Origin of the sequence: Serratia sp. 2723 (genome assembly GCF_050434425.1) — a bacterium.
Classification (GTDB): domain Bacteria; phylum Pseudomonadota; class Gammaproteobacteria; order Enterobacterales; family Enterobacteriaceae; genus Chania.
Genome location: NZ_JBNDIN010000003.1, coordinates 223,422 through 249,531 on the forward strand (window position 1 = coordinate 223,422; position 26,110 = coordinate 249,531).

Consider the following 26,110-nt stretch of genomic DNA (forward strand, 5'->3'; position numbering starts at 1 on the left):
AATGTTATTTGAACTCAATATTCTCGTCTGGCCTATGCTGGCCGGCCTGTTTGGCCTGTGCATCGGCAGTTTGTTAAATGTGATTATTTACCGTTTGCCACTGATGTTACAGCAACAAGAGACTCACTATGCCAGCCAATTTTCCCCGCAGGCTGAGGTTAATAGCAAAACGCACTTCAATCTGTTCTTACCGCGTTCACACTGTACAGAGTGTAAAACACCAATTGCCTTTTATGACAATATCCCCTTGGTCAGCTGGATTATATTGCGCAGGCGTTGCCGGTATTGCCGATCGTTGATTTCCTGGCGCTACCCGATGATCGAAATGGCTATAATGTTAGCAGCCGTCACCCTGGCCTATTATTTCCCGCCAGGTAGCCATTGGTTATTGCTGTTAACTTTTACTGCATTATTAATCATGCTGGCAACGATCGACTTTGATTGCCAATTATTACCCGATGCGTTGACCTATCCGTTATTATGGCTCGGTTTGATTTGGCATTGTCTCCACGCTCGCGATTTTCTTCCAACAGCCATTGTTGGTGCCATCGCTGGATATATGACGCTATGGCTAATCTTTTGGGGCGGAAAATTACTCACAGCTCGGGAAGGATTGGGTTACGGTGATTTTAAACTGCTGGCAGCGCTGGGTGCCTGGTTTGGCTGGCCACGGCTGCCGGAAATGTTGCTGATTGCGGCCTGTACGACGCTATTGACCCAACTCCCTTATTGGCGCAATACACAACGGGTTTGGTTACGGCCATTGCCTTTTGGCCCTGGGCTGGCGGTGGCGGGGTTCTGGATGATGATTGTCAGCCTGATTAGCTGATTACCCCAGGCCGAGCGCCTCAATGACAAATGCCATTGAGGCGCTCGCGCTGACATTACTGACGGCGTGCCAGCTCGATAAACGGTGCCAACTGCTGGTTAAAGTAGGCACATTTCTCCGCCAGCGGCGTCCCATCCCGATTCAGATCCGTTAAAATACTTTTGGCTCGTGCCGCAAGCTGTTGCTCTGCCGCACCGTTCAATACCCATCCTTTGCTCTTAGCCTGTGAATACGCGGCCGTTATCAGCTTCGCCTTTGCCGGCACATCACTGCGTTGGCAGTGGTCTCTTAAAAAACCGCTTGAGGCCACCAGCGTGGCGAGTTGCTCTACCTGCTGTGGCTGTGCCAAAGACGCATTTTGCCCTGAAGCCGAGAGTGAACAGCCAGTCAATAAATTCGTACTCAACAGCAGAGGGAGTATGTATTTTTTCATATTGATTTCATCGTTTGTCATTAGATAGCAAGGCGACTATTTTAAGGTTTACCGTTAAATTATAACATTGTTATCTTCTTAAATGTCATTAGATAACCACCTTAATGAACGCCATGTAAGATTAAAAACACTTAATTTAATCGATTATAAGATGCCGGGTCAAAAAAAATCGCTAACATGTTTTCAAGGAGATCAAGGAGTACACTCCGATACCAAAAGGAATATCTTTATATCATCCTTTTAATTATACCAATTTAATTTTTTCGGATAATACAATGAAATTAAAAAAAATTGCATTAGCTGTTTCTGCTTTGATTATTTCTTCGGGTTCTTGGGCACACGGTTACATTGAGCTCCCAGAAAGTCGGGCTTATAAATGCAAGATGCAACAGAACTACGGTTGTGGTCAGGCGGAGTTCGAGCCACAAAGTATTGAGAAAGATTCTGGCTTCCCAACGGGGCCTTTTCCTCGGGATGGCGAATTGGCTAGCGCCAGCCTTCCTCAATTCTCTCCGCTGGATAAACAAAGTACCAATCTGTGGGCAAAGAACCAGATTAAAGCGGGTATGAACAACTTCACCTGGTACCACACGGCTCCGCATAAAACCAGCAACTGGCGCTATTACATCACCAAACAGGATTGGGATCAGAACCAGCCGCTGACACGTGCCGCTTTTGAAAGTACGCCTTTCTGCCAGGTTGATGGTCATCAGGAAATGCCTCCGACACGCGTCACCCACAGCTGTAATGTTCCACAGCGTACCGGTTCCCAGGTGATCTATGGCGTATGGGAAATCTTCGATACCGTCAACAGCTTCTATCAGGTCGTTGATGTTGACTTTGGCGATCAAGAAGGCGTGGTTTCAGAGTGGAGCACTCAGCTTGCGGGCCAAGTCGTCGGTAAAGACTTGCACCAAGGTGATAAAGTCATCGCTCGTTTCTTTGACGATCAAGGGGAGGTTCAGGCCAAACGCACTGAAATGACTATCGCCACCCAGGAGCAGACGGATAAAAACCGTTGGTCCTACGATTTGGCAACCCAGATCAACAGCACCCATAACGATATTCGCGTTGGGGTCAAAGACAGCCAAGGCAATGTGAACCCGGTATTCGGTAATAACAGCGCGTTCGTGAAGAAAGATAGTCGCCTGAATAAAGTGGTGATCTCCTATGAAGAACAGTCTGCTGAAATTACAGAAGAAGTGACCGTTTCCGGTGCACGGGTCAGCAAGATCCAGGACGGCAAGGCCAAGCTGGACTTCAACGTGCAGGCAAAAGGCGAGATCAGCTTCGAAGCCACGGTGATCAATCACCAGGGCAGTGAAAAAGGTTACGTGAAACAGGATATCGCCGACGCCAACAAGCCGTTCAGCATCGTCCTGAAAGACGTGAAGCCTGGACATCACATGCTCAAATACTTTGCTACCAATAAAGACGGTAAATTGGTCAAACAAGACGTGATCAATCTGCAATTGGAAAGCGCGGGGAATGGAGGTACCGGTGAATACCAGTATATCTTCCCGGAAAATATCGCTTCGTACGTTGCCGGGACTGTGGTCTTACAGCCAAAAAATGGCAAAACCTACAAGTGTAAACCTTTCCCTTACAGCGGTTACTGCACTCAGTGGACCCCAACCACCTCACAGTTTGAACCGGGTGTAGGTCGCAACTGGCAAGATGCCTGGACACTGAAATAAGCGTCTGGAACGAGTTTACTTTTCCTCCTGCGGCCCTTCGTGGGCCGCTATTAGTATGAGCGTTTTTCAAGGAAGCCCATAATGACGATCAATAACCCCCTTCATAAAACACGTTATGACCTGTTCTCCCGCGTCTTGCACTGGGTGTTAGCCATAGGGATCATTTATGCCACTATCGTGGGTTACGGTCTGCACTTCATTTCAGATCCGCAGGTGTTCAGGTTCTTTTCCGAACTGAACATGTCACTGGCGACGATAATGGCTACGTTGATGGTCATTCGTTTTATCTGGCGCTTCTTCCGCCCTTCCGTTCCTTACGGCAGCCATATCACTGGACACAAGAAAGGACTGGTCATCCTGCTACACGAGATTTTCTATCTCATCATCTTTGTTGTTTTGGTCAGCGGCTTCCTGATGTTGGAACATGGTTACAGCCTGTTTGGCCTGATCCACGTCCCACAACCGTTGAGCAACCTGGAAGTTAACCGGTTCTTTTTCGCCGTGCATCGCTATAGCTGCATCGCGCTCGGGCTGATGCTGCTGATGCATGTCTGTGCGGTGATCAAACATCAGTTGATAGACAAGAACTCGATTCTTTCCCGCATGGTTTAACCCGATCCAGGCACCTTGCCAGCTATGGACGTTCAAAATCGGTAACCCCGTGGCGCGGGTATCTATCTATCGCCCCAATTGACCGGGGCGCACTGGATTAGCAGGTTCTACGCTTAGTTGCGGCTTGAAATCCATCGGGTTGGAAAAGGGTCGGTCAGAGACGGAGAACGGCCAGCGAATGTTAGCCGTAAAATATTTAGCGGTGGATCTGGGCCAGTTAGTCTGCGTGTTCGGGCACTCGTTGTGCCAGCTCGCGTACAAAGGCTTCGGCGTCAGTCGAACAGAGAGATACGAAGAAGTAACGCTGAAACACCAACCCCGCAGCGAACCACGGGGTTGTCTATCGAAGGTATCAATGCCCGGCGAAGTCGAGCAGGCAGTAGCAATCAATACCCAGATTATTCAGACGCGTTTCGCCCCCGAGGTCCGGCAGGTTGATAATAAATGCTGCATCTGTCACTTCACCCCCCAAACGGCGGATCAGCGTGGCAGTGGCTTCGATCGTGCCACCAGTGGCCAGCAGATCGTCAACGACCAGTACTTTATCGCCAGCAGCGATGGCGTCGGTGTGAATTTCCAGTTTATCGGTGCCGTATTCCAGCTCATAGCTTTCGCTCAGGGTAGCACGCGGCAATTTGCCCGGTTTGCGAACCGGCACAAAGCCAACGCCCAACGCAAGCGCAACCGGTGCACCGAACAGGAAACCACGCGCTTCAGTACCCACCACCTTGGTGACGCCCGTATCGCGGTAACGTTCAACCAGCAGGTCAATACTGGAAGCATACGCCAGCGGATTTTCCAACAGGCTGGTCACATCACGGAACAGAATACCCGGCTTCGGATAGTCGGGAATGGTTTTGATACTGTCTCTAATATACTGAAGCTGTTGCGCAGTCGCGGTCATAGTTATTGCCTGATAAAACTACCTGATAACTTCCACACAGGCCTTCAACTACCACGCTTTGAATAAAAAAACGTCGGAAGGAAACCTGCGCACGAAAACGCCCAAATCTATGCAAAATGGCGGATAAATGCAACTGGCGCCGCACGATCAGCGCTGTTTTTGTTGCGGCAGGTCAATAACTGGCAGTCGGAGCATAAAGGTCAGCAAAATAACCAGGATCGCCAGCAATACACCTCGCACCCACCAAAACTTCACCAACCAGAGGGAAACGGCAAACGTCAGGACAATAAACAGCACCGCTTTCCACTTGGTTCCGGGCGGTAACGCCTTATGCTGTTGCCAATGGCGCAAATAAGAACCGAACCAGGAGCGATACAGTAACCAATGGTGAAACCGCGGTGAGGAGCGTGCAAAGCACCAGGCGGCCAACAATAGAAATGGGGTCGTTGGCAGCAGTGGCAGCACCACGCCCAACGTTGCCAGCACCACGGCTAACCAACCCAGTATAATCAACAACCAACGAGTCATGCCTGTCCTTACCTATCATGATGGCCCGTTTACTGTAGCATCCTTGGCCATGATGCTGCCAGTTGGCGGCTTTATCCATCCGAAGCTTGTCTCATCGCCCTTTCACGGGCAAGCTTAGGCACCTACTGCCTTATCGAAGGATCTCACGTGACTACGCACCGCTTATTACAGGCGCTTGAACAACAGATCGCCGCCCTGGCCAGCGAAATCCAACCGCGAGGTGATACCCCGATCTCGCAGGCGAGATTTGACGTTGCCCTGTTCTCCAACCACGGCACGCGTTTACGAGACTATCTGGCTGAGATACAAAAGAACTTTGCCCAGCTACAAACGGCAGTAAAAGACAACCGTATCGCTCACGTCGCCTTTCTGGCGGAAAAGCTGGTGGCACAGCTCACCGCGTTACAGCGCGAAATGGCAACCCAGACGATACGGCGTAAAAATCAGCCAAAGGAAGTGGCGGTGGTCGATTTGTACCATAAGCTCGCCGAACATCAGGATTATGAACGCCGCTTGATTGCCATGATCCAGGATCGCGAAAGTCTGTTGGGGCAACAAACCACCTTTGCCGCACAAAAGAGGTTACAACAAGAACTGGCCGCATTCGAGGGCAGATTAGTGCGTTGTCGGCAAGCGTTGGCGCGTATAGAACGCAGTATCGAGCGAAAAGAAAACGGTTTTTGAATATTTGTCACATTATTTTAATGATTATTCCCCTCCCCGCGCCAGGTTCACTATACTCAGCCAAAGCACAATATCGTCTCTCCCGCGTTTAAAACACGGGAAGATCCCTTCACTAACACAAACGTTGGACTTATGTCGCTAGAAAATGCCTCCCCAGAATTACAACTGGCGGTAGACTTGATTTACCTGCTGGAATGCAACGAGATCGATCCGGCAACGGCGCTGGCCGCGCTGGACATCGTCAGGAAAGACTATCAGGAAAAGATGCAGCGTGCTGGCATCACCTCACCGTATTTGCCCGCAGGCCAATGATCATGGCCCGCTAGCATTATTGTCAGGTTCCTACACCGCAGGTTGATTACCGATGCCTGGAACCTGCGCCCGCTTGACCTCCTGCACTTCGTTGCCCTGCTGGTTATGCAGATACACTTCCAACTGGTTGAAGGCGATATTAATGTCGTTCTCACGGCATAGGCGGTCAATCGCCCGGTTCAGTTCATCCACCGTATAGCTACGATCGCGCAGCTCACGCACGTACAACCGCAGCTCATGATCCAGCGTGCTGGCGCCAAAGTTGAGGAAAAAGACCATCGGCTCCGGATCCGTCATCACGCGCGGGTTTTCATGCGCCGCTTGCAACAGCACAGCCTTGACCTTGTCCAGATCAGAGCCATAGGCCACCCCCACTTTAATCAGCACCCGGGTAATGGTGTCTGACAGTGACCAGTTGATCAGCCGCTCGGTGACAAACGCTTTGTTAGGAATGATCACTTCTTTTCGGTCAAAGTCCGTAATGGTGGTAGCGCGAATACGGATCTTGCTGACCGTTCCGGAGTAGGTGCCGATGGTGATGGTATCGCCGATCCGCACCGGGCGTTCAAACAGGATGATCAGGCCGGAAACGAAGTTGGCAAAGATTTCCTGCAAACCGAAACCCAAGCCTACCGACAGCGCCGCCACCAACCACTGTAGCTTGTCCCAAGAGACGCCCAGCGATCCTAACGCAGTGATGGTCCCCACCGCCGTGATCAGATAGGTCAGAATGGTGGTGATGGCGTAAGACGCCCCCTGTCGCAGCTGCAGGCGGGATAACACCAGCACCTCCAACAGCCCCGGCAGGTTACGCGTCATGACGTAAGCGACGATCACCGCCAGGACGGCCACCATCATATTGCCCAGCGTCACCGCCTGCGGTATTACACTGCCCGCCACGCTGCTGGAGTAATGCCACAGGGTAACGCTGTCGAGATAAGAGATCACCGTCACCAGATCCGACCAAATCGCATAAAATGCACTGGCAAAGATCAGAAACAGCACCATGGTGGTCAAACGCAGTGACTGTTGGTTGATTTGATCCAGCGCCAGCGGGGGTTCCTCTACCGGCTCGTTACCCTCGGCTCCCTCTTTCTCTTTGGCCAGGCTTTGGCGGCGCGCCAGGGCACGACGATAGGCCAGCCGACGAGCCGCGACGCTCAGACCACGGATCGCTGCCAGATAAACGATATTCCACAGAAAGAACAGATACAGGCTATCGATCCAACGGCCAGCCAAACGTAACGTGGTATAGAAGTAACCGGCAAACATCAGCCCAAGCAGGATCACCGGTGTGGCAGCTAACGCGGTAACCATCAGCAACCGCACCTTATGGGAGTCTTTTTCACGCCAGTGGTCGCGGCAGATGGGGAACACCAGCACCGCTAATAGCGCCAACGTCAGGATCACCACCACCTGGCCAATAACATCCTCAACCAGTCTCAGCGGGGCTTTTTCACCCAGCACTGACCAGAAGATCAGGGGTAACAGGGCAAGCCCCAACCTGAGGGTCTGGCGGCGATAGTGCGCGCAACGATCGGCCGGGGCATTAAAATGCCGCTGCGAAATACCGCCGGGGGCCAGCATGCGGAAGGTGAAACCAAACACCAGCCAGAACAGCGCCAGCTGCTGTGACAAGGCCCAAATAAAATCGCTGATGCTGAAATCGGCCCGATAGAACCAGAACCCGGCACCGAGCAGCAGTAACGAGCCAGGTAATACCTTTAACAAGGTCAGCAGAATGGCTTTCGGCGTATGCAGTTGGCTATCGCGCTTTAGCTGGCCAACGTCATTGGCCAGTTTTTGCAGATGCCGGTCAATCAGGCGATAGCGCCAGCGCAGCAGGCCAATCACTATCAGCAATGGGATCAGGAACACCAGCGCATGCAGCCCTCCCAACAGCATCTGCCCGGGTTCGAATTTGAAATCCAGCCCGGCAAGCTGGTCTTTCACCGCGCCTGGCAGCCCCTTGAGCCAGGCGAAATCGATAGGCTTGTTGCTGTTAACCCAGAAAATCTGCTGGGTCAGCGTATCCTGTACCGAGCTATAGACGCTGGTCAGTTGCTGCTGATTAATCTGCAGGCTGATGGCCAACGACAGTTGATTATTGAGCTGTTTATTCAGTTGATCGAGTAGCTCACGGCGCATGTCGACAATTTCATTCAACGCATCAAGCACGTCACCGCTGGCCTTTTCCTTACTGTCGGCCACCAGTTTATTGATGAAGTCATCGCCCTTGAACAGCTCATCGCGCTGCTGGTTGATCTCAAACTGCTCCAGCCGTAAGTCCGCGATCTGGGTGCTCATATCCGCCACCAGCGTGCCCGGCGGCAGATTTTGCTGCTGCTGATAAAGAATGCGCGACAGCACCAGGCTGCCCTTCAGCACCTGGATCTGTTCTTTCAGGTTTTGTTCCGATTGCAGGCCGCGATCGAGCCAGTTTTTTACCTGAATATTTTGCTGGAACAGGGTGTTACTCTCTTGCGTGGCGGTGATCAGCCGCTGGCTGATTTGCCGGTTGATGTTCAGCTCTTTACTCACCAGCTTGTCGCTCTGGATATCGCTGGCATCTTCCGGATTCTGCGCCTCTTTCGCCGTCTTTTCCGACAGCGTCAGCCGTTTGCTGTTGACCACACCCTGCAATACCTGCACCCGGCGATCCAGGGCGTCGATGTTCATGGTGGTGTAATCGCGCTGCTTTTGGAGCAGATCTTGTAGCGTGGTATTAGCCTCCAGACTTCTGCGCTGCAGGTCTATCTCTGCATTCAGCAGCACCTGCTCCGTATTGAGCATGACCTGCTGGGTACTGCGTAACACCTCTTGCCCAGGCCCGCGATCGCTAAGGAGGTTACGGATCTCCTGCAGGCGCTGGGAGGCGGTGTACATACTGCTCTGCACACGTTCGGGCTGGGTCTGTAATAAGATGAGCTGGCTGTTGTAGGTCGAGAGGCTTTCCTGGGTGTCCTGCAGTTCGTCCAACGTTTGGTACAGGCGGCTTTCCAACTGGCGCAGGGAAAGCGGCAGCAGTTCGGCTCGCGTTACCGCTTCATCAGCCGGGTTCTTCAGTTGCTCCAGATCTCGCGTGACCTGCTGTAATTTGGCAGGTGCCTGCTGAACCTGCTGTTTAAGCTGATTGACCTCTTGCTTGGTGCGGTCGATGCCGTCAAGCAACGCCATCGTGCGGGTTAAATCCTGCAGGGATTGTTTTTCGACCGGTGTCAGGTTTTTTTGCTTGTTCAGCGTCTCTATCTGGCTCTGAATGTCGCTGCGCGCAGGGAGATCACCACTTTGTGCCGCGAATACCCCCATTGGCAGAGCCAGTGCCACCAACAACAAAAACCATAGCGTGATAATGCGGAACTGGCCCACAGCATAAGATAAGGAAACCGTTTGGACTACGGGGAGAATACGCCTGCGACTCATGATTTAGCGTCGGTTTAGCAATCAAGAGCCAAGGTTATCACGTTCGCAGGTTGGCAATGAACAAGAAAAGCGTTGCAGATGATGTACTACTCAGGTTCCGTGGCAATCAGAAAGTCAGCACTTTATCCGCCGCCAGCGTCCACTGGGCCAATTCCACCAGCGTGCTAATTTCTACGCCATCGGCCAGCTTCAGTTGGCTGACGCCACGGGCATCGGCACAGGTTTTACACAGTTTTACCGGCACCTGTTGCGCCGTGAGAATTTCCAGCATTTGCTGCAAATGATAGCCTTCACGCGGCTGCTGCCCGGCAATACCCGCCACGACCGCATCTGACATCAGAAACAGTTTCAACTGCAGCTCGGGCTGCTGCTCTTTCAGGGTGATTGCCAGTCGTAACGCATTGAACAACGATTCCTGGCCATAGGCCGCACCGTTGGCAATCAGTAACAGGGATCGCATAGGGTTCTCCTTATCGAGGTCTACCGGGCAGGCGCGTTTACACGCAAAGAAGGGCTAAGCTGCGCCATTTCGAGGAAGCTGTCGACCAAGATACTCGCCTCGGCTTTGAGATCAAAGCTTTCCGGCATAAACAGCCAGTTCTCCATCAGGCCAGTGAGATAAGCACGCAGGATGATTGCGGCCCGGCGGGTATGTAGATCGGCTGGGAGTTGACCGTGATCCATACTATTGCGTAAAACGCGTTCGATACGCTCATGACCTTCAAGGTAAAGCACCTTGCGAGCGTCATGTAACGGCATCATTTCACCGATAAACTCGCATTTATGGAACACAATTTCCATCAATGCTCGGCGGCGGCAGTCATCGACCGTCGCGGTCAGAATATAAATCAGAATTTCTCTTAAAATACGCAGTGGATTATCGGGATACTTTGCCTGATACTCTAACTCCAGATCGCCTATTTTCGACTCTGAGAGCTCCCAAACTTCATTAAACAGGTCTACCTTATTTTTGAAGTGCCAGTAAATTGCACCACGCGTAACCCCGGCAGCGGTTGCGATATCAGTCAAAGAAGTTGCCGAAACGCCACGCTCGGAGAACTCCCTCACTGCGGCGTCGAGGATCTGTTGTCGTGTTTCTTGCGCCTGCTGTTTGGTTTTTCGTGCCATGATGTTGTTTTTTAGGGGCGGTGTGATTTACATACATTCGCGAATGTATGTACCATAGCACGCAGATAAAATTAACGCAGCAATGGGTTTTAAAGCTTGTGATCCATTGATCAATTTGAAATCGGACACTTGAGGTTTTTCTATGAACAAAAACAGAGGGTTAACGCCTCTGGCGGCAGTTCTGATGCTTTCAGGCAGCTTAGTGCTTACAGGATGTAATGATAAAGAAACCCAGCAACAAGCCCAACAACAGGCTCCTGCAGTGGGTGTAGTAACGTTGAAGGGTGAACCTCTCAATATTACTACCGATCTTCCTGGCCGTACCGCAGCATACCGCATCGCCGAAGTTCGCCCTCAGGTTGGTGGCATCATCCTGAAACGCAACTTTATCGAGGGCAGCGATATCAAGGCGGGTGTCTCACTGTATCAAATCGATCCCGCTACCTATCAGGCAGCCTATGACAGTGCCAAAGGCGATCTGGCCAAAGCCCAGGCCGCTGCAGAAATCGCGCGTTTGACGGTCAACCGCTACAAGCCTTTACTGGGTACTAACTACATCAGTAAGCAAGACTTCGACAATGCCAGTTCCACCCTGCTCCAGGCTAACGCCGCCGTAGTCGCTGCCAAGGCCGCCGTGGAAACCGCACGTATCAACCTGGCTTATACCAAAGTGACTTCACCAATTTCTGGTCGTATTGGTAAATCAGCGGTCACCGAAGGGGCCCTGGCCACTACCGGTCAGGCCACTGCGCTGGCTACCGTTCAGCAACTGGATCCGATGTATGTCGACGTGACTCAGTCAAGCAACGACTATCTGCGCCTGAAACAGGAATTGGCTAACGGCACTCTGAAACAGGAAAACGGCAGGGCTAAAGTCAAGCTGCTGCTGGAAAACGGCCAGGAATTCGCGCAGGAAGGAACACTTGAGTTCTCCGACGTGACCGTTGATGAAACCACCGGCTCCATCACTATTCGTGCCATTTTCCCTAACCCGAACGACAGTTTGCTGCCAGGTATGTTCGTACGCGCCCGTCTGGACGAAGGTGTGCGTAGCGATGCCTTGCTGGTTCCACAAGAGGGCGTCACCCGTAACCCACGTGGTGAAGCTACCGCGATGGTGGTAGGTGCAGACGATAAAGTGGAAGTTCGTACGCTGACCGCCGCGCAGGCTATCGGCAACAAGTGGCTAGTGACTGCAGGTTTGAAACCGGGCGATCGCGTCATTGTTACCGGCCTGCAGAAAATCAGACCTGGCGTTCAGGTGAAAGCGCAAGAAGTTGATAGCAGCAAGCCACAGACTGCGTCCGAACCCGAGAAGAAGTCATAAAAAGGAGCCGGTAATACATGGCTAAGTTCTTTATAGATCGCCCCATATTTGCATGGGTAATCGCCATTATCATTATGTTGGCGGGCATCTTGTCGATCATGAAGCTGCCTATTGCGCAATATCCTACCATTGCGCCACCAGCAGTCACGATCTCCGCCAACTACCCGGGCGCAGACGCCAAAACGGTGCAGGATACCGTGACGCAGGTTATCGAACAGAATATGAACGGTATCGATAACCTGCTGTACATGTCCTCCAACAGTGACTCGTCCGGTAACGTCCAGATTACGTTGACCTTCAACTCTGGTACCGATCCTGATATCGCTCAGGTGCAGGTGCAGAACAAGCTGCAGCTGGCAATGCCACTGCTGCCGCAAGAAGTGCAGCAACAGGGCGTCAGCGTTGAGAAATCAAGCAGCAGCTTCCTGATGGTAGCAGGCTTTATTTCCGAAGACGGTAGCATGACGCAAGAGGATATCGCGGACTATGTAGGTTCCAACATCAAGGATCCTATCAGCCGTACCTCTGGTGTGGGTGACGTTCAACTGTTTGGTTCCCAGTACGCGATGCGTATCTGGCTTGATCCCAACAAACTGAACAACTACCAACTGACCCCGGGCGATGTTATCGCTGCGATCAAAGTTCAGAACAACCAGGTTGCCGCTGGCCAGCTCGGTGGTACTCCACCGGTGAAAGGCCAACAGCTGAACGCCTCGATCATTGCGCAAACCCGCCTGACCTCGCCGGAAGAATTCAGCAAGATCCAGCTGAAAGTTAACCCGGACGGTTCGCAGGTACGCCTGAGAGATGTGGCCAGGGTTGAACTGGGCGGTGAAAGCTACAACGTCATTGCCCGTTTTAACGGTAAGCCTGCTGCCGGTATCGGTATCAAACTGGCAACCGGTGCCAACGCTCTGAACACGGCGGCTGAAGTCAAGGCAGAACTGGCCAAACTGGAGCCGTTCTTCCCTGCAAGCCTGAAAGTTGTTTACCCTTATGACACCACGCCGTTCGTTAAGATTTCCATTAACGAAGTGGTAAAAACCCTGATTGAAGCGATCATCCTGGTGTTCCTGGTGATGTATCTGTTCTTGCAGAACTTCCGCGCTACGCTGATCCCAACGATCGCCGTGCCGGTAGTATTGCTGGGGACGTTCGCCATCCTGGCTGCGTTTGGCTTCTCGATAAACACCCTGACGATGTTCGGCATGGTGCTGGCGATAGGTCTGCTGGTGGATGACGCCATCGTGGTGGTAGAAAACGTCGAGCGTGTCATGGCCGAAGAGGGCCTGCCGCCAAAAGAAGCCACCAAGAAATCGATGGAGCAGATCCAGGGCGCATTGGTGGGTATCGCCATGGTGCTGTCAGCGGTATTTATCCCGATGGCCTTCTTCGGTGGGTCAACTGGGGCAATCTATCGCCAGTTCTCGATTACCATCGTTTCCGCCATGGTGCTGTCGGTATTGGTGGCGTTGATCCTGACGCCTGCGCTGTGTGCCACCATGCTCAAACCGATCCCGAAAGGCGATCACGGCATCAAGACCGGTTTCTTCGGCTGGTTCAACCGCCTGTTTGAAAATAGCACCCACCACTATACCGACAGCGTAGCGAACATTCTGCGTAGCACCGGGCGTTATCTGGTGATCTACCTGCTGATCGTGGTCGGCATGGCGTTTCTGTTCCTGCGCTTGCCTTCTTCGTTCCTGCCGGACGAGGACCAGGGTATCCTGCTGACCATGGTACAAATGCCAGCGGGTGCCACTCAGGAGCGCACCCAGAAGGTCCTGGACGAGGTTAACCGCTACTACCACGAGAAAGAAAAAGACAACATTAACTCGGTGTTCACCGTTAATGGCTTCGGCTTCAGCGGCCAGGGTCAGAACACCGGTTTGGCGTTTGTCAGCCTGAAAGACTGGTCTGAACGTAAAGGTGAAGAGAACAAGGTACCGGCTATTGCTGCCCGTGCAATGGGGGCTTTCTCGCAGATTAAAGACGGTTTGGTATTCGCCTTTAACCTGCCAGCGATTGTGGAACTGGGGACGGCGACCGGCTTCGACTTCCAGTTGATCGATCAGGCTAACCTGGGTCACGAAAAACTGACCGCAGCACGTAACCAGCTGTTGGGCATGGCTGCAGAGCATTCTGATTTGCTGGTCGGCATGCGCCCGAACGGTCTTGAGGACACACCTCAGTTCAAACTGATCATCGATCAGGAAAAAGCACAGACGCTGGGCGTTTCCCTGAGCGATATTAATACCACCATCGGCACCGCGCTGGGCGGCTCCTATGTAAACGACTTTATCGACCGCGGTCGTGTGAAGAAGGTTTACGTACAGGCTGAAGCCCCGTTCCGTATGTTGCCGGAAGATATTAACAACTGGTTTGTTCGTGGTAGCACCGGGCAGATGGTACCGTTCTCCTCCTTCGCCACGGCGAAATGGGAATACGGTTCACCGCGTCTGGAACGCTACAACGGCCTACCATCGATGGAAATCCTCGGCCAGGCAGCACCGGGTAAGAGTACCGGTGAAGCGATGGACATGATGGAACAACTGGCGGCGAAACTGCCAAACGGCGTCGGCTATGACTGGACCGGTATGTCCTATCAGGAACGCCTGTCCGGTAACCAGGCTCCGTCACTGTATGCCATCTCACTGATCGTGGTGTTCCTGTGTCTGGCTGCTCTGTATGAGAGCTGGTCGATTCCGTTCTCCGTTATGTTGGTTGTGCCACTGGGCGTCATCGGTGCCCTGTTGGCCGCGACCATGCGCGGGCTGGAAAATGACGTTTACTTCCAGGTAGGCCTGTTGACAACCATTGGGTTGTCGGCGAAGAACGCGATATTGATCGTGGAATTCGCCAAGGACCTGATGGATAAAGAAGGTAAAGGGCTGATCGAATCAACGTTGGAAGCGGTGCGTATGCGTCTGCGTCCAATCCTGATGACATCACTGGCCTTTATCCTCGGGGTTATGCCGCTGGTTATCAGCAGCGGCGCAGGCTCCGGCGCTCAGAACGCGGTAGGTACCGGCGTAATGGGCGGGATGGTGACAGCTACCGTCTTGGCTATCTTCTTTGTACCGGTGTTCTTCGTGGTGGTTCGCCGCCGCTTCAGCAAAAAGACTGAAGATCTGGAACACGCCCATCCGGTTAAGCATCACTGATACTTTCCTGCTGACATCCAAGGCCGCGCAAGCGGCCTTTTTTATGCCTGCTATTTAGCCAATAAGCCCAACGCTGATTAACGCTATTTTGGGGTTGATCCCGATCCCAGAGAGGTGCATAATTATTGTTATAGTATAACATAACAATTGAGGTCATCATGAAGCCAGGCATCCATCCAGACTACCGTACCGTGGTATTTCACGATCTCAGCGCCGATACCTTCTTCAAGGTGGGGTCGACCATCAAAACCGATCGCACTATCGAGCTTGAGGGTAAAAGCTGGCCCTACGTCACCGTAGATGTCTCTTCCGCTTCACATCCGTACTACACCGGCAAGCAGAAAGAGTTCTCAAAAGAAGGTAGTACCGCGCGCTTCCAACAGCGTTTTGGTCATTTGATTAACAGCAGAAAATAATCGGGGTTGATGATGCAAGTATTGAGTTCACTGCGTTCGGCGAAAGGTCGCCATCCGGATTGCAAAGTTGTACGCCGTCATGGCCGCGTCTTTGTGATTTGTAAGTCCAACCCGCGTTATAAAGCGGTACAGGGACGTAAGAAGAAACGTTAAGCCAAAGTGTCATTGGTAGCCAAAGCCCCGTTGCTGCTCAACGGGGCTTTTTTATTACCAACTGCCACTGCAAAGAGAAAAACCCACCGCACACGGTGGGGATAAAATCTACTTCATGCTGCCAACAATGGCCTCGACATTGTGTTGGAATGCCTGAACATAGCTGGCCGCCGGGCCTTGCGGTTTGGATAGCGCTTCAGGATACAATTCGCCTGCCGCTTTCGCTCCCGTAGCTGCCGCGATCTGCTGCACCAAGCGCGGATCCGTTTGGTTCTCAAGAAAGTAGGCATGGACCTTTTCCTGCCTGATCTGCTTGATCAACCCGGCGACATCGCTGGCGCTGGCTTCAGCCTCGGTAGAAAAACCGACCGGGGCAAGGAAGGTGACGCCGTACTCTTGACCAAAATAACCGAAAGCATCATGGCTGGTCAGCACCTTGCGTTTTTGCCGTGGCACCGCCGCGAACTGTGCTTTGGCCCAACCATCGAGCTGCTGAAGCTGTTGAATATACTCACCGCCACGTTGGCGGAAATAGGCGGCATCTTCAGGATCTGCAGCAATCAGCGCATTCATTACGTTGGTCGCATACTGCACGCCATTGTTCATGCTGTTCCAGGCGTGTGGATCGGTGACCCGTTTGCCCTCTTCTTCCACGCTGCGCGACTCGATCCCTTGGGATGCGGTGATCACCTCCCCCTGATAACCGGAAGCCTTCACCAATCGATCGATCCAACCTTCAAGCCCCAACCCGCTGACAAACACCACATCGGCCTGCGCCAGTTGCTTGCTGTCTTGCGGCGATGGCTCAAAGCCGTGCGGATCGCCATCCGGGCCAACCAGCGTGCTGACCTTCACATGTTCACCTCCCACCTGTTTGACGATATCGCCAAGAATAGAGAAGCTGGCTACGGCCTCAACGGTTTTCGCCTGCGCTAACGGGCTGGCGAGCAGAGCAGCTGCCACCAGCGTCATGGGTAAAGATTTCATGTTTTCTCCTTGCAGATAGCACTTCTCAATGACGCGTACGGCGCAACATCCCGCCACGCGTCCCAAATAAAACCGAGATTAAAAACATCATGCTGGCACTGAGGACAATCGCCGGGCCTGCGGGCAATGAAGCGTAATAGGACCACTCCAGACCAACCAGGCTGGCGAACAGCCCAATCCCCATCGCCACGGCCAATGTCTGCGGCAAATCTCGCGCCCAGAACCGAGCGCAGGTCGCCGGTAGCATCATCAGCCCCACCGACATCAGGGTGCCAAGGATTTGAAAACCGGCCACCAGGTTGATCACCACCAAGGCGAGAAAAAGCCCGTGGATCCACGCCAGCCAGCCTGGTGCACTGACGCGTAAAAAAATGCTGTCAAAAGATTCAATCACCAGAGCGCGATACAGCACTGCCAGCATCATCAGCGAAATACTGGCGATAATACCGACCATAACAATCGCCTGCGCATCGACCGCCAGGATCGAACCAAACAGTACGTGCAGCAGATCAACACTCGACCCGCGTAAAGAGACCAGTGTGACACCCAACGCCAGCGACCCCAGATAAAAACCCGCAAAGCTGGCATCCTCTTTTAACGGGGTTTTGCGGCTCACCAAACCGGACAGCATGGCTACGGCCAACCCGGCAATAAATCCCCCTACGCCCATCGCTACCAGCGACATGCCAGAAATCAGATAGCCGATAGCTGCACCGGGTAATACCGCGTGAGAAAGCGCATCGCCCACCAGGCTCATCCGGCGCAGCAATAAAAACACCCCTAGTGGTGTGGCACTCAGAGAGATTGCCAGACAGGCTACCAATGCCCGGCGCATAAACCCGAAAGAGACAAAAGGATCGAGCAGCAGATGGAATAGCGCCATTACGCGCGCCCCCTCTGATTAGCCGCCGTCGAATAATGCGCTAACACCCGCTCGGCGTTATCCCAATGGCAGCGTTTGGGAGTGAGCAATAGCGCTTCGGGAAAGTGGTTAGCTACGGTAGACATATCGTGCAATACGGCAATCACCGTTCTTCCCTGCCGATGTAACTGCGCAACGACTCGCAGTAACAGTTGAGTGGTTGCCGTATCGATGCCGGTAAAGGGTTCATCCAGTAAAATCAGTGGCGCTTGCTGAACCAGTAAACGGGCAAATAATATGCGTTGCAACTGCCCACCGGATAGCTCCCCCACCGCCTCACACGCCATTGAACTCATGCCTACGGTATCTAACGCACCGGCAATTTGCTGCATGGAACGTTTATTCACACCGCCAAACAGGCCGCTTTGCGGCCAGCAACCCATGGCGACCAGATCCTGAACCAGAATAGGAAATTGCCGATCCAGCTCCGCCAGTTGTGGCAAATAGGCCATCGCCGGTGCCTTCCCGCCGGCAAAATTTAGCTTGCCGCCCAGCAGCGGTTGCAACCCGGCCAACGACTTCAACAACGTAGATTTACCGGCACCGTTAACGCCTATCACCGCCGTTAATGAACCGGCGGCAAAACGACCGCATAACGGTGGAAACAGAGGGGTGTGGTCATAGCCCACGATGGCATTTTGCAGCGTCATCATGGCAGCGCAACCGCCCACGCAATGGCTAGCCATAGCAGGATCAGCAACAGCGTAACAGCACCGCAGCGCAAAACCGCGGCTGAGGTAAACAGGGTAACGGGAAGGAAAGACAGCATGGTTATCGCCGAAAAGATTATGGTTAAATGTAATGATATAACATCACATAAACTACAAAATCTCAAGCCGATCAACTGCGAACAATGCAACGGGACGTCACCTTCCCAGGCTATCGAGCCGATACTGCTGGGTGAGCAGCAGAACGATCGAACGGCAAAAATCTCAAAGCTGGGTAAAAAAGCGTTATTCAGTGAAAAGTTTGCCCATCAAGGCTGGAAAAGGAGTAAGATAGAGGCATAGAATGTGATACAACCAGATATCCAAATGCTAGTGACGCTAAGCCGTTGTTCCGAAGTAGGCACACTTTCTGTGAAGCAATTAAAGAAAGTGATCGGTAATCAATTATCAGACTTGGCACCGGCGCTCACCAGTGGACTAAGCTTTTACTCCGAGAATGCACGCTATGTGGAAAGCTCATTAGAAATTATTGAGATTAACTGCATCAGTAATAACGAGTATTCAATGAGTTACCGCTATCAGTGGTCTGTTTTTAACGCATGTCTGGATATCAGTGGTGACGAATACATAAATGATTCTGTCACTTTTGCCGTGACGGAAAAGGGTTTGGTGTTTGAGGTTATCGACAACTCACGTCCATCAACCGCTGACGAATTGTAAGTTTCGGTAATAGTGACAAGCTAGATGGCAAAAAATGATTTATATTTATTATGCAGAAAGTTTATTAAGCTTGAACTAAGCTTCACTGCATACGATGTTAAATCAGTGTACTCACAGAGTGTTATCAACACCGAAATTAAGACTGACGGGGGATGATATGGATGAGTATTCGCCTAAAAGGCACGATATTGCTCAACTCAAATTCTTGTGTGAAAATTTGTACGACGAAGGCATCGCCACCTTGGGTGACAGCCACCACGGTTGGGTAAACGATCCAACGTCTGCCGTCAATCTGCAGCTTAATGAGCTGATCGAACATATTGCTTCGTTTGTCATGAGTTTTAAAATTAAATACATGGACGAAGGTGATTTATCGGAACTGGTCGAAGAGTACCTCGACGATACCTACACGCTGTTTAGCAGCTACGGTATTAATGACTCCGATTTGCGTCGCTGGCAAAAAACCAAAGCACGCACATTCAGATTGTTCTCAGGAGAGGGCATCTGTACCACGATGAAAACTTAGGGGATAATTATCCTCAAATTATTTTATGATTAATAAGACTAAAGGTTATCATGACAAAAATTGACTATCTGATGCGTTTGCGTAAATGCACCACGATTGAAACCCTTGAGCGCGTGATTGAGAAAAATAAGTACGAACTCTCTGATGATGAGCTAGAGCTGTTCTACTCTGCCGCCGATCATCGCCTGGCCGAACTGACCATGAACAAGCTGTACGATAAAATCCCGGTCGCCGTTTGGAAATTTGTAAGATAATCAAAGTAGCCTTGCGTTGAGCCGATAATATTATCGGCTTCAATGGTGTCTTGGATTAAGCATTATCTTAAAAACTCAAGTTAACTTGCCTCTGAGCTGGAAATCGTGCAGCAACAACTGGAAGCAATTTTCAATTAAAGGCGAGTGATTTTGTTTTGCGCTGCGCATAAGTGCCACAGTGCGGCTAAGTAATGGCTGTTGTAATTGAATAACGGTTAATTCTTCATCGTTTAAATGCGTGGTATAAAGCTGCGGCAAAATAGCCACCGCTAATTGTGACCGCACCAAACCATACAGCGTTTCCAGAAAATCGACCTGATAACGCGCGGTTAAGTTCAGACGATGGCTTTCCGCCAGTGCCGACACCAATCTGCTGCTATTCCCTTTCGAGAATACCGCAATATCCCTGTCAGCCAATTGCCGCCAAGGTAGATGATGTGGTTCTGCCAAGGGATCATCCCGGCGCATCACCGCTACAAACGGATCTTCCTGCAACGGATAAATCTCAAGCCGATCGGATACCGAACTGTCCAAAGCCCCGATGCCGAAATCTATCTGCCCATTTTCCAACTGTAGCAGCAGGGAATCATTGGTTTGATCGTGGAATTCTACGCGTAAACGCGGGAAATGTTGCGCCAGCAATCGCGGTACCGCAGGAAACAGCAGGTTACTCACCGAAGGCACCAGACCGATACGTAACGTGCCATCCCCTCCGGCCAACATGACGCGCTGCATATCATCAAAGGTAGCGTGAGCCACATTCAGCAGCCGTTGCGCATGCGGCAGGATCGCCGTGCCTAATTCAGTCAGGGTCACCGCAGAGGCCGTTCGATTGACTAACTTCCCGCCAAGCACGGTTTCGATTTGCCGCAGCGCACTGCTTAGCGCGGGCTGACTGATCGCCAGACGGCTGGCGGTATCGGTGAAATGTCGTAGCTGCGCCAGGGTCACAAAGTACTGAATTTGCTTGAGGGAAAGCGCGGGTAACCGTCGCCATGGCTCAGACATAGCCTAACCTGCCAGGAAAAAAGTAAACGTTTACCACAGCATAAACGTTTCTTATCGCGCAATAAATTAAATCATCTGTGCAAAACTTACGCCCCCGCCTACAGTAACTCCCTTACTCTTATTCCGGGGATTATCATGACCACCTTTTCTGTCAGTAACGGTGAACGCCAACGTGCCGTACAGGCTGCGCTGGGTAATACGCCGTTTGATCTCTTGCTGACCAATACCAACCTGATCGATATGGTCACCGGGGAAATCCGTCTGGTTGATATTGGCATTGTCGGCCCGCTGATCGCCAGCGTTCATCCTTGTGGCTCCTTGCCAACGGCACATCGGACACAAGACCTGGCAGGAGCTTACCTCAGCCCTGGTCTGATCGATACCCATGTGCACGTTGAGAGTTCCCACCTGCCACCAGAACGCTATGCCGAAATCGTCGTCGCACAGGGCACCACCACCATCTTTTGGGATCCGCATGAATTGGCGAACGTGCTTGGCGTTGCTGGAGTGCGCTATGCGGTGGATGCCAGCCGTAACCTGCCTTTACGGGTGATCTGCGCGGCGCCCTCCAGCGTGCCTTCGACGCCGGGGCTGGAAATGTCTGGTGCCGACTTTGGCGGCAGCGAGATGGATACCATGTTAGCGTGGCCCGAAGTGGGGGGCGTGGCGGAAGTGATGGATATGCACGGCGTGCTGCACGGCAGCGAACGGATGCAGGAGATCCTCAACGCCGGGCTTAACAGCGGCAAATTGATTGAAGGCCACGCGCGTGGTTTGAGCGGCCCGCAGCTGCAAGCCTATCTGGCTGCGGGTGTGACTTCCGATCATGAGCTGACCTCCGCCGCCGATGCCCTGGAGAAATTACGCTCCGGGCTGACGCTGGAGATCCGAGGTTCTCATCCTTATCTGCTGCCTGAAATTGTTGCGGCATTAAAATCCCTGCCACACTTCTCCTCCCAAATCACCCTCTGCACTGATGATGTGCCGCCCGATATACTGCTGGAGAAAGGCGGCGTTATCGCCCTGCTCAATCTGCTGATTGAACACGGATTACCGGCCACCGATGCGCTACGGATGGCTACGCTCAATGCCGCCATTCGCTTGCAACGTAACGATCTGGGCCTGATTGCCGCAGGAAGGCTCGCCGATCTGGTCGTCTTTGACTCCCTGGAACACCTCCAGGCCCGGCGGGTTTACGTTGCTGGCCAATGTCTGGCAGAGCAGGGCAAAATGCTGGCCCCAGTGCAAGCCACGCCAGGCGTATCCGCACCGCGTGATACGCTCCACCTACCGCCATTGGCCGCTGATGATTTCATCATGCGGGTTGCCGCCATTCGCCACGGCCAGGCCACGTTGCGCCATATCAAAGGTGCACGTTTCACCCAATGGAATGAAACCACGGTAGAAGTGCGCGACGGCAAGGTACAGCTCCCGCCGGGGTTCAGTCTGATCTGGGTACAGCATCGCCACGCCCGGCACCCGGCCAAGCCTCAGTTGGCGTTGCTGGAAGGTTGGGGTGAATTACGGGGTGCAATTGCCACCAGCTACTCTCATGATTCGCATAACCTGGTAGTGCTGGGCCGCGATCCTCATGATATGGCGCTAGCCGCCAACGCGCTGATCGCCACCGGCGGCGGCATGGCTCTCAGCCAGAACGGTGAAATATTGGCGCAGGTGGCGATGCCGATTGCTGGTATGCTTTCCGATCTCCCCGCCCCGCAACTGGCAGAGCAGTTTAAAAACCTGCGCGATCTGAGTGCCAAGGTTGCAGACTGGGAACCCCCCTACCGGGTGTTCAAGGCGATTGAGGGCACCTGCCTGGCATGCAATGCCGGGCCGCACCTGACGGATTTGGGCCTGACCGACGGCACAACACGCCAGATCGTCGATCCGCTGATTGCCTGCTGGGAAACCCCGGCATAAGCATCATATAGGTAAGGCATCGGCGGCTTGTCGGTGCTTTTTTTTTGGGGAGGGGGAGCTAGAAATTGGTGGGGACCCTGCCAAGTGCCGTTAGTACTAAATTGTGTTGGTTAATCAATTGGTTATCATGTTAGTACTACAACAGTACTGTACCACTCTCGATAGTACCGTCCAGCACAAAATCTTGCAAGTTAACGTGTTTGTAAGATTAGGTACATAACGTCAACTTCTGGGGATTTGTAGTGTCGTTAGTGCTCACCAAGTGCACACAAAAAAGGGGCGACAAGCCCCTATCCGGTTACTTCTTGTCTTTTGGCGGACAAGGATCGTTACCATGCGAATCTTTTTTCGCAATCTTGCCATCCTTGTTATGGATGACAAGCTCACTCTTTTGGTTTGTAGCAATCCCTCTTGCAGCATCCACCGCAGCTTGCTTTGTTGGATGCACAGAAGTCGCTTTACTGTTTCCAGCTCCCTTAACTGCCCAACCATCATCATGAGGAACAACATGCTGATCTTTACCCATTATCAAACCCTCTATTTCAATGGAAATATCAGCATATAGTTATTTTAGCAATCACTCAATACTACATATTGTGTTTCACTTTGACTTTTATCACAAAAACAAGGATGGATATCGAAAGGATTTGAACCGTTCCCCCTTACACAAACCCTTTCCTTTACCCCTTCTGCTATATCAGTCCTAAGTACGGGTAGTACTGGCAAGCATTTCCTTTTTGACACGGAACACCGTCGCCCTTCCGCAGTCGCACAACTTAGCGATCTCGTCCGGTGTGTTCTTACCTACCTGAAGCATTTCAATGATTTTGTTATGAAGCTCTTTGTTCTTCTGCTTGCCCTTGTATCTTTTGGCCTCTTTAGCAAGGGCAATCCCTTCATTTCGTCGTGATGCAATCATTCCCCTTTCAAATTCAGCTACAGCTCCCATCATGGTTAAAATCAGACGGGATTGTGGGGAGTTATCGAAACTCATAGAGTTTGCAAGAAAGCGAACAATGATCCCCCGCTCTACAAGACCATCAATCATTTCAAGTAAATCACGGGTATTACGAGCAAGACGGTCGATTGAATGAGTAATCAAAGTATCACCGTCGCGGAGGTGTGAAAGCAGGTTCAACAGTTCAGGTCTGTCACTGGTAGACTTCCCTGATTCCTTCTCTGTAATGATTTTATCGCAGATAGGTTCCAGTACTGCTAACTGACGTTCCAGATTTTGATCCTTCGTAGACACTCTCGCATAACCAAAAATCATTTTCCTACCCTCAAACTTTATTTTGTATCATTTAAGTTAATCTAACGATACAGTATCATTTAGAACCTTTCAACCTATAAATGAGACTAAACGAGACGATAAAGTAGAGTATCGTTGGGGAGTACGCTTATGAGATTACAATCACAGAAATATAATCCCATTCATGCATGTCAAAACATCATGATTAAGAAAGCAATAGCCGTTTGTTACTATGTGTCATTATCAATTGATTGCATTGGAAATATTTTTATAAAGAAATAATTAGTCATATAACAATTTATTTTCAAACCAATTTAAACATCTTGAAAAAAAACCATTATTATGTATGTTAAGTAAACATACTTTGCAAAGGATATAGCAATGAAACTACGTGAGATAGAAATAAAAAATTTCAGAGGCATAGGGGAAGCTACAGTTAAACTTGAAGATTTTACTACTTTAATAGGATCAAATAATATTGGAAAATCTACAATACTTAAAGCTATAAGTATACTTCTTGATACAAGTAACCCAACTTCAGAAGACTGGCCCTTTAGAAAGGCCAGTACAGAGGAAATGATAATCTCGGGCACATTTTCTGATATTCAAGAATGGGAAGCAAGCAAACCAGCAATCTCAAATATCATATTAGATGGTAAACTAAAGATCAGAGTTAGAACACGTTGGAATGAAGAAACTGAAACTATTGATACACCAATTTATGAAGCATACTATCGAGTGGAGGAAATCGAAGGGTTTACTGATAAGATAGGTGAAGCAAAAAAGTCAGAGTATATTAAGCCAATTTTAGATGAATTAAATATAACCAATGCAGGAGCATATAAATCTGCATTAAATGATGTAATTGGAATAATTAGAGATAGACATCCAGAAAAAATAACTTCTTCTATTGGGTGGTCAAGTGATAATATAAATTTCAAAAACAGTCTACAGCAAGCACTACCTCATGTTTTATACATTCCTGCATGTTTTAAAATTGAAGACGAATTAAAGTCACAGAAAGGTACTCCATTTGGCTTTTTATTCTCCAATAGAATATTCCCAACACTTCAGTCAGATACTGCATTTCATGAATATAAAAAATCAGCTTCGCATCTACAAAAAAAAATGAAAGGCGAAATTGATGGTGATCTAATACCTGGATTAAATGAGTTAATGAATTCAATTTCAGACTCCCTAAATCAGGTAATGGACTTCTCTTCTAAAGTTAAACTTTCCGTTGGCGAGATTGAACTTGACCAAGTGTTTATGAAGGCAGCAACACTTGTTATTGAAGACAAATTAGAAACACAGTTAGAATATCAAGGCAGTGGTGTACAGAGAGCACTTGCCTATTCATTACTTGAATCTAATGCTATTTTTTCGGTTACTGAAAGCCGTCGTTCAACAGTAATACTGTATGAGGAGCCTGAACTTTATATACATCCTCATCTAATGCGAATATTGAAAAATAGTCTCAGAGAAAAGTCATCAAAGATTGAATGGCAAGTTATTGCCAGCACTCACTCCCCATTCTTAATTGATATAGCTGAAAACCCTTCATCATTAAAGTTAATAAAAGATGCAGATCATGGTTTACGCACTGTTCATGAAGTTCCTTCTGACATATTCCATGAAGATGACGAGTATAATGAAAGAGACATGTTAAGAGCAGCACTAGACTTTCATCCCACAGTATGTGAAGCATTCTTTGCTAAGAGAGCTGTTATTGTTGAGGGTGATACAGAAGTAGCTGTGCTTAGATTTTCAAATGAATTATGTCAAAAGCTAAACGTTAGTAATACATTAGTAAAAGATACAACTATAGTATCTGCTGGTGGAAAATGGACTATACCGGCAATTGCTAAAATACTAAAGAAACTAAATATTCCATTTAAAGTTGTTCATGACTTAGATAAAAAAGATAGGACGCCAGAACAACTGGCTGAATTATCAGCAATCAGCGAATATAAAGCAAATGATAAAATAGAAAAAATTGTTGGGATTGATAATGTATTCAGAGTAGATGATACATTTGAACATGTCCTTTGGGATAGGCATTCCGGTGAACATTCACCTACCGATGGAGGAAAACCTTTCAATGCATGGAAACGGATAAGAGGATACCTAGATGGAACTGTAAATCTAAAACCCGAATGTGAGAAACAATTAAGAGATATAATTAAATTCATTTATGAATAATTATATCCATAAAAAAATTAAATCTCATAGTAAAAACT

At 50.4% G+C, this 26,110-nt stretch carries 26 protein-coding genes and 1 pseudogene; 15 read left to right on the forward strand and 12 right to left on the reverse strand.

Annotated features, from left to right (window positions below; all coding sequences use genetic code 11):
* Position 1 precedes the first annotated feature (1 nt).
* Positions 2-829 carry a prepilin peptidase gene (locus ABIE29_RS06010; protein ID WP_429617256.1) on the forward strand — a complete coding sequence of 276 codons (828 nt, stop codon included), beginning with the start codon at positions 2-4 and terminating at the stop codon, positions 827-829.
* A 55-nt stretch (positions 830-884) separates the two neighbouring features.
* On the opposite strand, the gene gspS is transcribed toward ABIE29_RS06010, so the two are convergent.
* On the reverse strand, positions 885-1,262 hold the full coding sequence (gspS, locus tag ABIE29_RS06015; RefSeq protein WP_429617257.1) for a type II secretion system pilot lipoprotein GspS: 378 nt from the start codon (positions 1,260-1,262) through the stop codon (positions 885-887).
* Between the two features lie 275 nt (positions 1,263-1,537).
* On the opposite strand from gspS, the gene gbpA reads away from it, so the two are divergent.
* Together gbpA and ABIE29_RS06025 are read left to right on the forward strand one after the other, a co-directional pair.
* Entirely contained in the window at positions 1,538-2,959 is a 1,422-nt protein-coding gene (gbpA, locus tag ABIE29_RS06020; RefSeq protein ID WP_429617258.1) for an N-acetylglucosamine-binding protein GbpA, read from the forward strand.
* Positions 2,960-3,040: 81 nt separating this feature from the next.
* Positions 3,041-3,571 carry a cytochrome b gene (locus tag ABIE29_RS06025; RefSeq protein ID WP_429617259.1) on the forward strand — a complete coding sequence of 177 codons (531 nt, stop codon included), beginning with the start codon at positions 3,041-3,043 and terminating at the stop codon, positions 3,569-3,571.
* 352 nt (positions 3,572-3,923) lie between these two features.
* On the opposite strand, the gene apt is transcribed toward ABIE29_RS06025, so the two are convergent.
* The gene (gene apt, locus ABIE29_RS06030) at positions 3,924-4,475 is read right to left on the reverse strand and encodes an adenine phosphoribosyltransferase (protein ID WP_429617260.1); all 552 of its coding nucleotides are present in this window, start codon (positions 4,473-4,475) and stop codon (positions 3,924-3,926) included.
* 147 nt (positions 4,476-4,622) lie between these two features.
* Positions 4,623-5,003: a DUF454 family protein gene (locus ABIE29_RS06035; protein WP_429617261.1), complete on the reverse strand. Its 381-nt coding sequence runs from the start codon at positions 5,001-5,003 to the stop codon at positions 4,623-4,625.
* A gap of 147 nt (positions 5,004-5,150) precedes the next feature.
* Between ABIE29_RS06035 and priC the strand changes: the two genes are divergently transcribed.
* Positions 5,151-5,687, forward strand: coding sequence for a primosomal replication protein PriC (gene priC / locus ABIE29_RS06040; protein WP_429617262.1), 537 nt, complete (start codon positions 5,151-5,153; stop codon positions 5,685-5,687).
* Between the two features lie 132 nt (positions 5,688-5,819).
* Positions 5,820-5,999, forward strand: a complete 180-nt coding sequence (gene rsmS, locus ABIE29_RS06045; protein WP_021180129.1) for a pleiotropic regulatory protein RsmS — start codon at positions 5,820-5,822, stop codon at positions 5,997-5,999.
* A 30-nt stretch (positions 6,000-6,029) separates the two neighbouring features.
* Here the strand turns inward: rsmS and mscK are convergent, their stop codons facing one another.
* The 3 genes from mscK to acrR all read right to left on the reverse strand — a co-directional run bounded on the left by mscK (position 6,030) and on the right by acrR (position 10,550).
* Positions 6,030-9,422, reverse strand: a complete 3,393-nt coding sequence (mscK, locus tag ABIE29_RS06050; protein ID WP_429617263.1) for a mechanosensitive channel MscK — start codon at positions 9,420-9,422, stop codon at positions 6,030-6,032.
* 106 nt (positions 9,423-9,528) lie between these two features.
* Complete coding sequence (locus ABIE29_RS06055) at positions 9,529-9,882, reverse strand: DsrE/DsrF/TusD sulfur relay family protein (protein ID WP_429617264.1); 354 nt, start codon at positions 9,880-9,882, stop codon at positions 9,529-9,531.
* 20 nt (positions 9,883-9,902) lie between these two features.
* Positions 9,903-10,550 (reverse strand): multidrug efflux transporter transcriptional repressor AcrR, encoded by a 648-nt coding sequence (gene acrR, locus ABIE29_RS06060; RefSeq protein ID WP_429617265.1) that lies wholly within the window; start codon positions 10,548-10,550, stop codon positions 9,903-9,905.
* Between the two features lie 142 nt (positions 10,551-10,692).
* Here acrR and sdeX point away from each other — a divergent pair, with 142 nt between their 5' ends.
* The 4 genes from sdeX (at position 10,693) to ykgO (ending at position 15,610) form a co-directional block, all read left to right on the forward strand.
* Positions 10,693-11,877 (forward strand): multidrug efflux RND transporter periplasmic adaptor subunit SdeX, encoded by a 1,185-nt coding sequence (gene sdeX, locus ABIE29_RS06065; RefSeq protein WP_429617266.1) that lies wholly within the window; start codon positions 10,693-10,695, stop codon positions 11,875-11,877.
* A 17-nt stretch (positions 11,878-11,894) separates the two neighbouring features.
* Positions 11,895-15,041 (forward strand): multidrug efflux RND transporter permease subunit AcrB, encoded by a 3,147-nt coding sequence (gene acrB / locus ABIE29_RS06070; RefSeq protein ID WP_429617267.1) that lies wholly within the window; start codon positions 11,895-11,897, stop codon positions 15,039-15,041.
* Positions 15,042-15,199: 158 nt separating this feature from the next.
* Positions 15,200-15,457, forward strand: coding sequence for a type B 50S ribosomal protein L31 (locus tag ABIE29_RS06075; protein WP_429617268.1), 258 nt, complete (start codon positions 15,200-15,202; stop codon positions 15,455-15,457).
* Positions 15,458-15,469: 12 nt separating this feature from the next.
* A complete protein-coding gene (gene ykgO / locus ABIE29_RS06080) occupies positions 15,470-15,610 on the forward strand; it encodes a type B 50S ribosomal protein L36 (protein WP_021805462.1) in 141 nt (46 codons plus the stop codon).
* A gap of 108 nt (positions 15,611-15,718) precedes the next feature.
* Here ykgO and ABIE29_RS06085 read toward each other — a convergent pair whose 3' ends face one another.
* The 3 genes and pseudogenes from ABIE29_RS06085 to ABIE29_RS06095 all read right to left on the reverse strand — a co-directional run.
* Positions 15,719-16,597 (reverse strand): metal ABC transporter substrate-binding protein, encoded by an 879-nt coding sequence (locus ABIE29_RS06085; protein ID WP_429617269.1) that lies wholly within the window; start codon positions 16,595-16,597, stop codon positions 15,719-15,721.
* Between the two features lie 25 nt (positions 16,598-16,622).
* The gene (locus ABIE29_RS06090; RefSeq protein WP_429617270.1) at positions 16,623-17,480 is read right to left on the reverse strand and encodes a metal ABC transporter permease; all 858 of its coding nucleotides are present in this window, start codon (positions 17,478-17,480) and stop codon (positions 16,623-16,625) included.
* Positions 17,480-18,115, reverse strand: a pseudogene (locus ABIE29_RS06095) (metal ABC transporter ATP-binding protein); the annotation flags it as partial. The pseudogene ABIE29_RS06095 and the gene ABIE29_RS06090, both read right to left, overlap by 1 nt.
* A gap of 171 nt (positions 18,116-18,286) precedes the next feature.
* Between ABIE29_RS06095 and ABIE29_RS06100 the strand changes: the two are divergent.
* The 4 genes from ABIE29_RS06100 to ABIE29_RS06115 all read left to right on the forward strand — a co-directional run bounded on the left by ABIE29_RS06100 (position 18,287) and on the right by ABIE29_RS06115 (position 19,687).
* The gene (locus tag ABIE29_RS06100; protein WP_429617271.1) at positions 18,287-18,529 is read left to right on the forward strand and encodes a hypothetical protein; all 243 of its coding nucleotides are present in this window, start codon (positions 18,287-18,289) and stop codon (positions 18,527-18,529) included.
* 24 nt (positions 18,530-18,553) lie between these two features.
* Positions 18,554-18,907, forward strand: a complete 354-nt coding sequence (locus ABIE29_RS06105) for a hypothetical protein (protein ID WP_429617549.1) — start codon at positions 18,554-18,556, stop codon at positions 18,905-18,907.
* Positions 18,908-19,064: 157 nt separating this feature from the next.
* Complete coding sequence (gene tomB, locus ABIE29_RS06110) at positions 19,065-19,433, forward strand: Hha toxicity modulator TomB (protein ID WP_261288428.1); 369 nt, start codon at positions 19,065-19,067, stop codon at positions 19,431-19,433.
* A gap of 50 nt (positions 19,434-19,483) precedes the next feature.
* A complete protein-coding gene (locus tag ABIE29_RS06115; RefSeq protein ID WP_021180142.1) occupies positions 19,484-19,687 on the forward strand; it encodes an HHA domain-containing protein in 204 nt (67 codons plus the stop codon).
* A gap of 75 nt (positions 19,688-19,762) precedes the next feature.
* Here ABIE29_RS06115 and ABIE29_RS06120 read toward each other — a convergent pair whose 3' ends face one another.
* The gene (locus ABIE29_RS06120) at positions 19,763-20,695 is read right to left on the reverse strand and encodes a LysR family transcriptional regulator (RefSeq protein WP_429617272.1); all 933 of its coding nucleotides are present in this window, start codon (positions 20,693-20,695) and stop codon (positions 19,763-19,765) included.
* 135 nt (positions 20,696-20,830) lie between these two features.
* Here ABIE29_RS06120 and ABIE29_RS06125 point away from each other — a divergent pair, with 135 nt between their 5' ends.
* Positions 20,831-22,618 carry an adenine deaminase gene (locus ABIE29_RS06125; protein ID WP_429617273.1) on the forward strand — a complete coding sequence of 596 codons (1,788 nt, stop codon included), beginning with the start codon at positions 20,831-20,833 and terminating at the stop codon, positions 22,616-22,618.
* Positions 22,619-22,916: 298 nt separating this feature from the next.
* Here ABIE29_RS06125 and ABIE29_RS06130 read toward each other — a convergent pair whose 3' ends face one another.
* The gene (locus ABIE29_RS06130) at positions 22,917-23,144 is read right to left on the reverse strand and encodes a DUF2188 domain-containing protein (protein ID WP_429617274.1); all 228 of its coding nucleotides are present in this window, start codon (positions 23,142-23,144) and stop codon (positions 22,917-22,919) included.
* Positions 23,145-23,321: 177 nt separating this feature from the next.
* A complete protein-coding gene (locus tag ABIE29_RS06135; protein WP_039995762.1) occupies positions 23,322-23,891 on the reverse strand; it encodes a recombinase family protein in 570 nt (189 codons plus the stop codon).
* A gap of 360 nt (positions 23,892-24,251) precedes the next feature.
* Between ABIE29_RS06135 and ABIE29_RS06140 the strand changes: the two genes are divergently transcribed.
* Entirely contained in the window at positions 24,252-26,072 is a 1,821-nt protein-coding gene (locus ABIE29_RS06140) for an ATP-dependent nuclease (RefSeq protein WP_429617275.1), read from the forward strand.
* Positions 26,073-26,110: the final 38 nt, after the last annotated feature.

Excerpts from the sequence above, each read along its gene's own strand:
- ABIE29_RS06085 (WP_429617269.1), bottom strand. The coding sequence starts at position 16,597 with ATGAAATCTTTACCCATGACGCTGGTGGCAGCTGCTCTGCTCGCCAGC.
- ABIE29_RS06035 (WP_429617261.1), bottom strand. The coding sequence starts at position 5,003 with ATGACTCGTTGGTTGTTGATTATACTGGGTTGGTTAGCCGTGGTGCTG.
- tomB (WP_261288428.1), top strand. The coding sequence starts at position 19,065 with ATGGATGAGTATTCGCCTAAAAGGCACGATATTGCTCAACTCAAATTC.
- ykgO (WP_021805462.1), top strand. The coding sequence starts at position 15,470 with ATGCAAGTATTGAGTTCACTGCGTTCGGCGAAAGGTCGCCATCCGGAT.
- acrR (WP_429617265.1), bottom strand. The coding sequence starts at position 10,550 with ATGGCACGAAAAACCAAACAGCAGGCGCAAGAAACACGACAACAGATC.
- ABIE29_RS06010 (WP_429617256.1), top strand. The coding sequence starts at position 2 with ATGTTATTTGAACTCAATATTCTCGTCTGGCCTATGCTGGCCGGCCTG.
- ABIE29_RS06075 (WP_429617268.1), top strand. The coding sequence starts at position 15,200 with ATGAAGCCAGGCATCCATCCAGACTACCGTACCGTGGTATTTCACGAT.
- ABIE29_RS06130 (WP_429617274.1), bottom strand. The coding sequence starts at position 23,144 with ATGGGTAAAGATCAGCATGTTGTTCCTCATGATGATGGTTGGGCAGTT.
- mscK (WP_429617263.1), bottom strand. The coding sequence starts at position 9,422 with ATGAGTCGCAGGCGTATTCTCCCCGTAGTCCAAACGGTTTCCTTATCT.
- gbpA (WP_429617258.1), top strand. The coding sequence starts at position 1,538 with ATGAAATTAAAAAAAATTGCATTAGCTGTTTCTGCTTTGATTATTTCT.
- apt (WP_429617260.1), bottom strand. The coding sequence starts at position 4,475 with ATGACCGCGACTGCGCAACAGCTTCAGTATATTAGAGACAGTATCAAA.
- ABIE29_RS06140 (WP_429617275.1), top strand. The coding sequence starts at position 24,252 with ATGAAACTACGTGAGATAGAAATAAAAAATTTCAGAGGCATAGGGGAA.
- ABIE29_RS06105 (WP_429617549.1), top strand. The coding sequence starts at position 18,554 with ATGCTAGTGACGCTAAGCCGTTGTTCCGAAGTAGGCACACTTTCTGTG.
- acrB (WP_429617267.1), top strand. The coding sequence starts at position 11,895 with ATGGCTAAGTTCTTTATAGATCGCCCCATATTTGCATGGGTAATCGCC.
- ABIE29_RS06090 (WP_429617270.1), bottom strand. The coding sequence starts at position 17,480 with ATGGCGCTATTCCATCTGCTGCTCGATCCTTTTGTCTCTTTCGGGTTT.
- ABIE29_RS06120 (WP_429617272.1), bottom strand. The coding sequence starts at position 20,695 with ATGTCTGAGCCATGGCGACGGTTACCCGCGCTTTCCCTCAAGCAAATT.
- ABIE29_RS06135 (WP_039995762.1), bottom strand. The coding sequence starts at position 23,891 with ATGATTTTTGGTTATGCGAGAGTGTCTACGAAGGATCAAAATCTGGAA.
- sdeX (WP_429617266.1), top strand. The coding sequence starts at position 10,693 with ATGAACAAAAACAGAGGGTTAACGCCTCTGGCGGCAGTTCTGATGCTT.
- ABIE29_RS06115 (WP_021180142.1), top strand. The coding sequence starts at position 19,484 with ATGACAAAAATTGACTATCTGATGCGTTTGCGTAAATGCACCACGATT.
- ABIE29_RS06100 (WP_429617271.1), top strand. The coding sequence starts at position 18,287 with ATGGTTATCGCCGAAAAGATTATGGTTAAATGTAATGATATAACATCA.
- ABIE29_RS06055 (WP_429617264.1), bottom strand. The coding sequence starts at position 9,882 with ATGCGATCCCTGTTACTGATTGCCAACGGTGCGGCCTATGGCCAGGAA.
- rsmS (WP_021180129.1), top strand. The coding sequence starts at position 5,820 with ATGTCGCTAGAAAATGCCTCCCCAGAATTACAACTGGCGGTAGACTTG.
- ABIE29_RS06025 (WP_429617259.1), top strand. The coding sequence starts at position 3,041 with ATGACGATCAATAACCCCCTTCATAAAACACGTTATGACCTGTTCTCC.
- gspS (WP_429617257.1), bottom strand. The coding sequence starts at position 1,262 with ATGAAAAAATACATACTCCCTCTGCTGTTGAGTACGAATTTATTGACT.
- ABIE29_RS06125 (WP_429617273.1), top strand. The coding sequence starts at position 20,831 with ATGACCACCTTTTCTGTCAGTAACGGTGAACGCCAACGTGCCGTACAG.